Source organism: Planctomycetota bacterium (assembly GCA_038746835.1).
Lineage (GTDB): Bacteria > Planctomycetota > Phycisphaerae > Tepidisphaerales > Tepidisphaeraceae > JBCDKH01.
This window is the reverse complement of sequence record JBCDKH010000174.1, coordinates 1-7,770: the sequence shown is the minus strand read 5'-3', so window position 1 is coordinate 7,770 and position 7,770 is coordinate 1. Positions and strand designations below refer to the sequence as shown.

Sequence of the window (7,770 nt, the reverse complement as noted above, 5' to 3'; positions counted from 1 at the left end):
TTCGACCCGACGACCGATCCCGCCGCCGCGTTCGGGGGGTTGTGGCAGCCTGACGAGGAGCAGGTCGCGACCCGGACACTCGAAGACGTCCTTCAAGGCCGCATCGCGGGCGATGTGATCGAGCAGGCGAAGAGTGTCCTAGCCAAGAGTCCCGGCCGGGCGCTCGAACGCGTGCTGGTCGAGACCGGTGCCGACGAGACAGTCGTCTACCAAGCGCTGGCCGAGCTGCACGACACGCCGTTTGTCGACGAGAAGCCGACGGACGAGTCGATCCAGCAGGCCGTCGATCGGCTGTCGCTCGACTTCTGCAAGAACAGCCTCGTCATTCCGGTTTCTGACAGCGGCAAAGTCGTCCGCCTAGGCGTCACGGACCCAGCGGACATCTTTCTGCTCGACGAGGCCACGCGACGCCTGGGCGATCGTCAGGTCGAAGCCGTCGTCGTCACGCCAGGCTTCGTCGCCAAGGTCTGCGAGTCGCTCGACAGCGACGGGCAGAGCGACCTTGGCAACCTGAACGACATCATCGGCGAGGTGGCCGAGGACGATGTGAGCGTCGTCGAGGAAAAGACCGAAGACGCCGACGACCTCGAGAAGGCCGGCAGCGAGTCGCCGGTCATCCGCTTCGTCAACTATTTGATTGCAGACGCGATCAAACAGGGCGCGAGCGACATTCACATCGAGCCCAAAGAGAAGCAGCTTCAGGTCCGCTACCGCATTGACGGCATCCTCTTCAGCGCGATGAGCCCGCCGTTCAGCATGGCCCCGGCGATCAGCAGCCGTCTGAAGATCATGGCCAACCTCGACATCGCCGAGCGCCGCGTGCCGCAGGACGGCCGCATCCGTGCGGTGGTGCAGGGCCGGAAGATCGACCTCCGCATGAGCACCCTGCCGACGGTGGCTGGCGAGAAGATCGTGATCCGAATTCTCGACAACCGCAGCATCAACGTGCCGCTGGAGAAGCTCGGCTTCAGCGACGATCACCTGGCGACGTGGCGCGACCTGATCGATCAGCCGCACGGCATTCTCCTCGTCACCGGCCCGACGGGCTCGGGCAAGACGACAACGCTCTACAGCTCGCTCCGCTGCATGGACGGGGCGAAGCTAAACATTTCGACGGTCGAGGACCCGGTCGAGTACCACCTGCAGGCGGCGAACCAGGTGCAGGTGACGGACAAGATCGGCATGACGTTTAGTGCGGCGTTGCGGTCCCTGCTGCGTCAGGACCCGGACGTCGTCATGCTCGGCGAAATCCGCGACGGCGAGACGGCCCGCATCGCGGTGCAGGCGTCGCTGACGGGTCACTTAGTACTCAGCACGCTCCACACCAACGACGCCCCGGCGAGCATCACGCGACTCATCAACATCGGTGTCGAGCCGTACCTCATCAGCGCCGCCGTCAACGGCATTCTGGCCCAGCGGCTGATTCGCAAGGTCTGCCCGCACTGCCAGGAGACCTTCGTCCCAAGCGACGAAGCCAAGGCGGTCTACGAACGCAACGGCTTCGATTGTTCCCGCAACATGACCAAGGGCGTCGGCTGCGACAAGTGTCGCCAGACCGGCTACACGGGCCGACTCGGTTTGTACGAACTGCTGAAGATGGACGACGCGTTGCGCGACGCGGTGACGACCAATCCCGAGGTCAACGCCCTGCGTCGCCAATGCCGCGAGGCGGGCCTCGTCGTGTTGCGCGAAGACGGCTGGAACAAGGTCGAACAGGGCCTGACGACCGTCGACGAGGTGCTGCGCGTGACCGAGGGTTGATTCGCAGGTCTATCGATTGGCGTACTGCTTCTCGTAGTAGTCGCGATACGCGCCGCTCTTGATGGACTGCCACCAGTCGCGGTTCGACTTGTACCAGTCGACGGTCTCGGCGATCGCTTCGTCCCAGCGGCGTTTGGGCTCCCAGCCGAGCTCGGCTTTGATCTTGCTCGCGTCGATCGCGTAACGCCGGTCGTGGCCCTTCCGGTCTTCAACGTACGTCACCGCCTCGTCCCAGCTTCGGCCGCAGAGGTCGATCAGCTTCTCGGTGATGGCCCGGTTCGTCTGCTCGTTGTTCCCGCCGACGTTGTAGACCTCGCCGGGCGTTCCCTTTTCGAGGACGGTCAGTATCGCGTCGCAGTGGTCGCTGACGTGCAGCCAGTCGCGGATGTTCAGGCCGTCGCCATAGAGCGGGACTTGCTTGCCCTCCATCAGGTTCGTCACGAACAGCGGAATGAGCTTCTCGGGGAACTGGTACGGCCCGTAGTTGTTGCTGCATCGCGTGATGAGCACCGGCATCTTGTGCGTCTCGTAGTACGCCCGGCACAAGCAGTCGCCGCCGGCCTTGCTCGCGCTGTACGGGCTGTTCGGCTGGAGCGGCGTCTCTTCGGTGAACTTCACTTCCGGCTGGTCTTCCGGCAGCGTGCCGTAGACCTCGTCGGTGCCGACGTTGAGGAACCGGGTCACCTCCGCGGCCTTCGCCAGGTCGAGCAGGACCTGCGTCCCGACGACGTTGGTCGTGACGAAGTCGGCCGAGCCCATGATGGAGCGATCGACGTGGCTTTCAGCGGCGAAGTGGGCAACGCGTCGGATGCCGTGCTCCTCGAACACCGTTGTCATTGCGTCGGCGTCGCGGATGTCAGCCTTCTCGAAGGCGATCTTGTCACCCTCCAGCAGGTCGGCCAGGTTCTCGAGGTTGCCGGCGTAGGTCAGGCTGTCGAGCGCCACAATCGGCCCGACGCCGCGCTCGACCGCCATGCGGACGAAGTTGCTACCGATGAAACCGGCGGCACCGGTGACGAGGAGTGGGCTTTTCGAAGCTGGCATGTAGCGGCAGCATCGGCATTTGCGGACGCTTGCCAAGGCACAAGCGTCCGAGAATGTCGGGATTTTGGATCAGCAGAAACATCGGTGTCGACCAGTGCTGGACACGGATAGCCAAGGATCGTGAGAGAGGGCTCGGGCGGTGGGTTCCGGGTCTGTTGGTCCGGTCTGCGGCCGCCTTGCGATTGTTCCGATAGAAGGACCAGCACGATGGACAAGTCGCCGACGAAGAAGCTCACGTGGGGCCTGGCGATCGCGACGTACGAGCGGCGTGACGACCTCAAAAGCTGCATTCGACTCGCCCTCGATCAGAGTCGGATGCCGGCAGAGGTCGTCGTGGTCGATGCGTCTGCGGACTTTGAAGGCAACAAGGCGGCAATCGAGGAAGTCGTTGCAGACCGAGTGCCGCTGACGTACGAGAAAGCTCGACGGCCGTCGGCGAGCCTGCAGCGCAACCACTGCGTCGAACTCTCGACGGCGGACGTGCTGTTTCTCATCGATGATGACTCGCTCCTTTGGCCCGAGACCGCCGAACGGGTCATGCAGGTTTACGAGAGTGACCCGGACGAACTCGTCGCTGGCTGCGCGACACTGCTTGCCGATCGGCCGCCGACGCCAGACGATTCGCCCGAGCCCCCGTCCGACTCGGTCGATGATCGCGAGTACGTCAACTCCTACGGCGTCCGTCACGGCGGCCTTGCTCAAAACGTTCGCCGCTGGCTCAAGGCAGATGACCTCTTCGTTCCCTACGACGCCGACTGGCCCGACCACGATTTGCCGGATCAGCTGAAGGCATTGCCGATCGGTTGGCGTCAGCTGATGGCCGGCATGCACATGACGGCCCGCCGGTCGGTGCTGCTGAAAGAGCCCTTCGCCGAAGACCTGCTCGACCGTGGCGGCGAGGACAGTGACGTTTCGTACCGCATCAGCCGACACGGCATCCTCGTGACGCGGCTTGACGCGTACATCCACCACGTGGGCTCGCCCGCCGGACGTGTGACCAATCTGAGCCGCGAGCAGCTTTACGCAGTCGTGCCGTTGATGATGCACCGGAAGCACTCCACGAATCGCGAACTATCCGCCAAGCGTCAACGGGCCTTCCTCTTCCGCAAAGCCGTCCTGGGCTTCGTGAAAGATCTGCGGTTCAGTCAGTTTGCCCTGCCGCACTTCCGAGGGGCGCTCGCAGGCTTGAAGGCCATCAAGCCGCTGCTTGGCAAAGCGCTTTCTGACGACGAAGCCGCCAGGTGGTTTGAGAACTACCAGAAGAGCGTCATCCGGATGAAGGCCTGAGCGGCTCGCCGGCAAGATCAGCTTCCCCAATGGTCTCGGTTCGGGTGCTTCTGCAGCGCCGCGAGCACCTCGTCCTTCACGCCGGCAGCACATGCAAGCCAATCCGGGCCGTGGATGTCCTGTTGGCCGCCCCAATTGCCGCACCAGCCGCCGGCCTCTCGGAAGATCGGCGGCATGGCGGCGCAATCCCACGGGCTGATCTTCGGATCGATCATTGCCTCGCTGCGACCCGTCGCGACCAGCGCGTAACCGAACGCGTCGCCCCAGCCACGGTTGAGCTTGGCCCGATCGGCAAGGTCGCGGTAGGCGTCGGAGCGGTCGATGGACCGCGTGATGCTGCCGGCCGTGATGGTCGCGTCTGCGATGTCCGTCACATTGCTGCACCGCGAACGCCGGCCGTCGTGCCAGCAGCCCTCGCCGTCGGCCGCGACGATCAACTCGTTGAGCGCCGGCAGGTAGATCGCCCCGACGCGCGACACGCCGTCGACGAGGCATGCGACGAGTGTGCCATAGAGCGGGACGCCCTGGACGAAGCTCTTGGTGCCGTCGATCGGATCGATGAACCAGGTGAATCGGTCGTCGCCGGCGTGGTCCTCGCGCTCCTCGCCCTTGATGGTGTGACTCGGGTAGCGACGCGATAGCTCGGCCCGGCAGACGTCCTCGACGAGCCGATCGGCGACGGTGACAGGCGTGTCGTCGCCCTTCGCCTCGACGCCGAGCTGGCTCGCCTTGAGCCCGAAGTACCCCAGCGACCGCCGCCCCGCCACGACGGCGGCGTCGGCGCAGACATTCATCAACTCACGCAAGGTCGGATGAGGCACGTCGCCAGCGTAGAGAGCCTGCGACGCTGCGCGGTGCGTGCGCTGAAACGCGTGAGACGTTCTGCCGCAGGCACTTCGCCGAATCGGGCGACGTACGACTATGCGTGCCCGCCGCCCTGGTCAGCCTCGCCTCCGCGTCGATGCACGGGCGGGACGTCGACGATTTGCTGCGGCTGTTTCTGGGAATTGTCGTGCTGGCGATGCTGCTGGTCCACGTCGGACTGGTCGTCGTCTGGCTGCGTCGCGGCGGCGACAGTCGGATGGCCTGGGCCCCGATCGCGGCCGGCGTGATGACGCTGGGTCTTGTCGTCATGTTCGCCGTCAGCGAGCGACACTGGCGACAGCTCAAAGACAACCGCAGCGACCTCTCGCAGGCGACGGATGTGCAACGACTCCTCGTCATCGGCGAACGCTTCGCCTGGAACACCGTCGGCCCCGGCGACGACGGCGAGCTCGGCCGATACCTCGTCTTCCCGAAACCTGACGACGAGCTCTGGCCCAATCCCGGCATCATCGACGCCGCCACCGCTGCCGATCCGCCGCCATACATCTTCGCGGGCGTCGCTGGACCGGCCGAGCTTCCGGAAGACGAGCGGCAGGACGCCATCGGCCGCTACACCGACGTCGTCAATCGCCTCGGCAAGGACTTCGCCGACCCCGGCGGCTGGGATGACGACTGGCAATCTGCCCTGGCCCGCGTGCCGACGGTCGAGGTGAACCGCGCCGTCGAGGTGACGCTCGGTTCGCGTGATGTCATCCACGACTTTTTCGTCCCGGCGATGCGTGTGAAGATGGACGCCGTGCCGGGTCACACGGGACAGATCCGTTTCCTGCCGACGGAAGTGGGGACGTTTCAGGTGCTCTGTGCCGAGTTCTGCGGCTGGGGCCACACGCAGATGCTGGGCGAGCTCATCGTGGAGGAGCCGTCTTGAGCCGCGGCTGCGAAGGTGTCCGCATCGGGCGTCGCTTCCTGCTCCTCTCCGCCGGAGCGTTTCTGTTCGGCGGACTGCTGGCGCTGGGCATGCGATGGAAGCTGGCGTGGCCCGACGACGCGGTGCCGTGGCTCGGCAGCCGGCACGACTGGCCGGGCGGCGTGATGCCGCTCGACTCGTACGCCAAAATCTTCACGCTGCATGGCACGATCATGGTCTGGCTCGTCGCGGTCCCGGCCATCGCGTGGGGCCTGGGCCTGGCAAACGTGCCGCGGATGTGCCGGACGACGCTGGCACTGCCCGGGCTGGCACGCGTCGGCTGGTGGCTGACGCTGCTGGGCGGGTCGATCCTGCTGGTCGGCTGGGCGGCGTCGGGGTGGACGGGCTATGCCCCGCTGTCGAGCGGCGTGGAAGTCGCAGCGCGGTGGCGTCCATTCGACGCGGACGCCGCGAGCTGGCTTCGCTTGGAGCAAGGCAGCGGCTTCGATCGTGTGCAATCGCGGTGGACGTTGCTGGCGCTCTACACGAACTGGATCGTCGTCGCGTTGGCGATGTGGAGCCTGGGTCGCTCCTTCCTTTCCACCGGATCGGGACTGCGGGCCGTAGCCACGCAGCTACCTCTCTTGCTGGTCAGTCTCGCGGTGTCGTACGGGCTCCTGCAGCTCGTCCAGATCGTCGCGTTCGACGGACAGAGCGCCTGGTTCTGCGCGATCGCACTTTGGGCGACGGGTGGCGGCTTCGTAGCGATCGCCCTGCTCGCGACCGTGGCGTTGCGACGACGCGGGACGCTGCCACTCTCCGTCTGGGGCTGGGCGGCGGCGGCGGCGGTGGGGTTGCTGGCGGGACCTGTCATCGTGCTGGCGATGGCGATGAACCTCCTCGACGCGCACGGCCTGACCGGCTTCTTCAGCCCGCAACGCGACGGCCAGCCGCTCTTGCACCAGCACCTGTTCTGGTTCTATGGGCACCCGCTCGTCTATCTGCTCATCCTGCCCGCCTACGGCCTTGCCGGCGACATCCTCGCGCGACACGGCCGGGGCCACGTCGGCTACAAGACCGCCGCCGGGTGCATCGTCGCCGTCAGCGTCCTTGGCTTCGGCGTCTGGGCGCACCACATGTATCAGAGCGGGCTCGACCCGTCGGGCGCGCTGATCTTCAGCGCGTCGACGATGCTGATCTCCGTGCCGAGCGCGATTCTGGTCGTGACGTGGCTCGCGACGATCGCCAAGGGCCGGCCCCGCAGCACGGCCGCGACGTGGGCGATCTACGCGTTCGTCTCCCTCTTCGTGATCGGCGGCTTGAGCGGGCTGGTCCTGGCGGCACCGGCGATCAACGTCCAGCTGCACGACACCTACTTCGTCGTTGCCCACCTCCACTACACGCTCTTCGGCGGCAGCCTATTCGCCTGCTTCGCCGGGCTCTACTGGCTCTGGCCCCGCCTCACTGGCGGCCGACGGATGAGCGACACACTCGGCAAGATTCACATCGCAACGACCTACGTCGCCTTCAACGGCACGTTCGGCTTGATGCACGTCCTCGGCATCTTCGGCATGCCCCGCCGCTACGCCGAACCCACCAAAATCGACCTCTTCGCCGACCTCGCCTGGGCCCAGCAGGCCATGACGGTCTTTGCAGTTATTCTTGGAGCGGCACAACTGATCTTCGTCGCATCTGCTTTCGGGTCGTTCGTTTTCAACGCAAAGACGCGAAGAGGCAAAGAGCCGCAAAGGGCAGTGGAAAAGCCTGAGATCCGCTTTTGAATCATTCTTCGGCTCTTTGCGGACCTTTGCACCTTTGCGGCTTTGCGTTTCGCCCGACCGCGGCGTTTCACCACAACCGATCCGCCAGCCCGGACGAGACGTCATAAACTCGTGCCAGTGCGTCACGTAACGCCGAGTCGAGCCGTGTTTGCCTGGGCGATGGCG

The 7,770-nt window shown here is 65.4% G+C and carries 6 protein-coding genes; 4 read left to right on the top strand and 2 right to left on the bottom strand.

All coding sequences use genetic code 11. From position 1 onward, the window contains the following. Window positions 1-1,761 (top strand): ATPase, T2SS/T4P/T4SS family (locus tag AAGI46_13950; protein MEM1013309.1); only part of this gene is annotated, 1,761 nt, incomplete at its 5' end. A 9-nt stretch (window positions 1,762-1,770) separates the two neighbouring features. On the opposite strand, the gene rfbB is transcribed toward AAGI46_13950, so the two are convergent. After that, window positions 1,771-2,805 (bottom strand): dTDP-glucose 4,6-dehydratase, encoded by a 1,035-nt coding sequence (rfbB, locus tag AAGI46_13945; protein MEM1013308.1) that lies wholly within the window; start codon window positions 2,803-2,805, stop codon window positions 1,771-1,773. Window positions 2,806-3,012: 207 nt separating this feature from the next. Between rfbB and AAGI46_13940 the strand changes: the two genes are divergently transcribed. Next, on the top strand, window positions 3,013-4,092 hold the full coding sequence (locus tag AAGI46_13940) for a glycosyltransferase (GenBank protein MEM1013307.1): 1,080 nt from the start codon (window positions 3,013-3,015) through the stop codon (window positions 4,090-4,092). Between the two features lie 17 nt (window positions 4,093-4,109). Here AAGI46_13940 and AAGI46_13935 read toward each other — a convergent pair whose 3' ends face one another. Beyond that, window positions 4,110-4,913: an inositol monophosphatase family protein gene (locus AAGI46_13935; GenBank protein MEM1013306.1), complete on the bottom strand. Its 804-nt coding sequence runs from the start codon at window positions 4,911-4,913 to the stop codon at window positions 4,110-4,112. A gap of 104 nt (window positions 4,914-5,017) precedes the next feature. Between AAGI46_13935 and AAGI46_13930 the strand changes: the two genes are divergently transcribed. Together AAGI46_13930 and AAGI46_13925 are read left to right on the top strand one after the other, a co-directional pair. After that, on the top strand, window positions 5,018-5,845 hold the full coding sequence (locus AAGI46_13930; protein MEM1013305.1) for a hypothetical protein: 828 nt from the start codon (window positions 5,018-5,020) through the stop codon (window positions 5,843-5,845). Next, window positions 5,842-7,605, top strand: a complete 1,764-nt coding sequence (locus tag AAGI46_13925) for a cbb3-type cytochrome c oxidase subunit I (GenBank protein ID MEM1013304.1) — start codon at window positions 5,842-5,844, stop codon at window positions 7,603-7,605. Before AAGI46_13930 ends, AAGI46_13925 begins: the two co-directional genes overlap by 4 nt. Window positions 7,606-7,770: the final 165 nt, after the last annotated feature.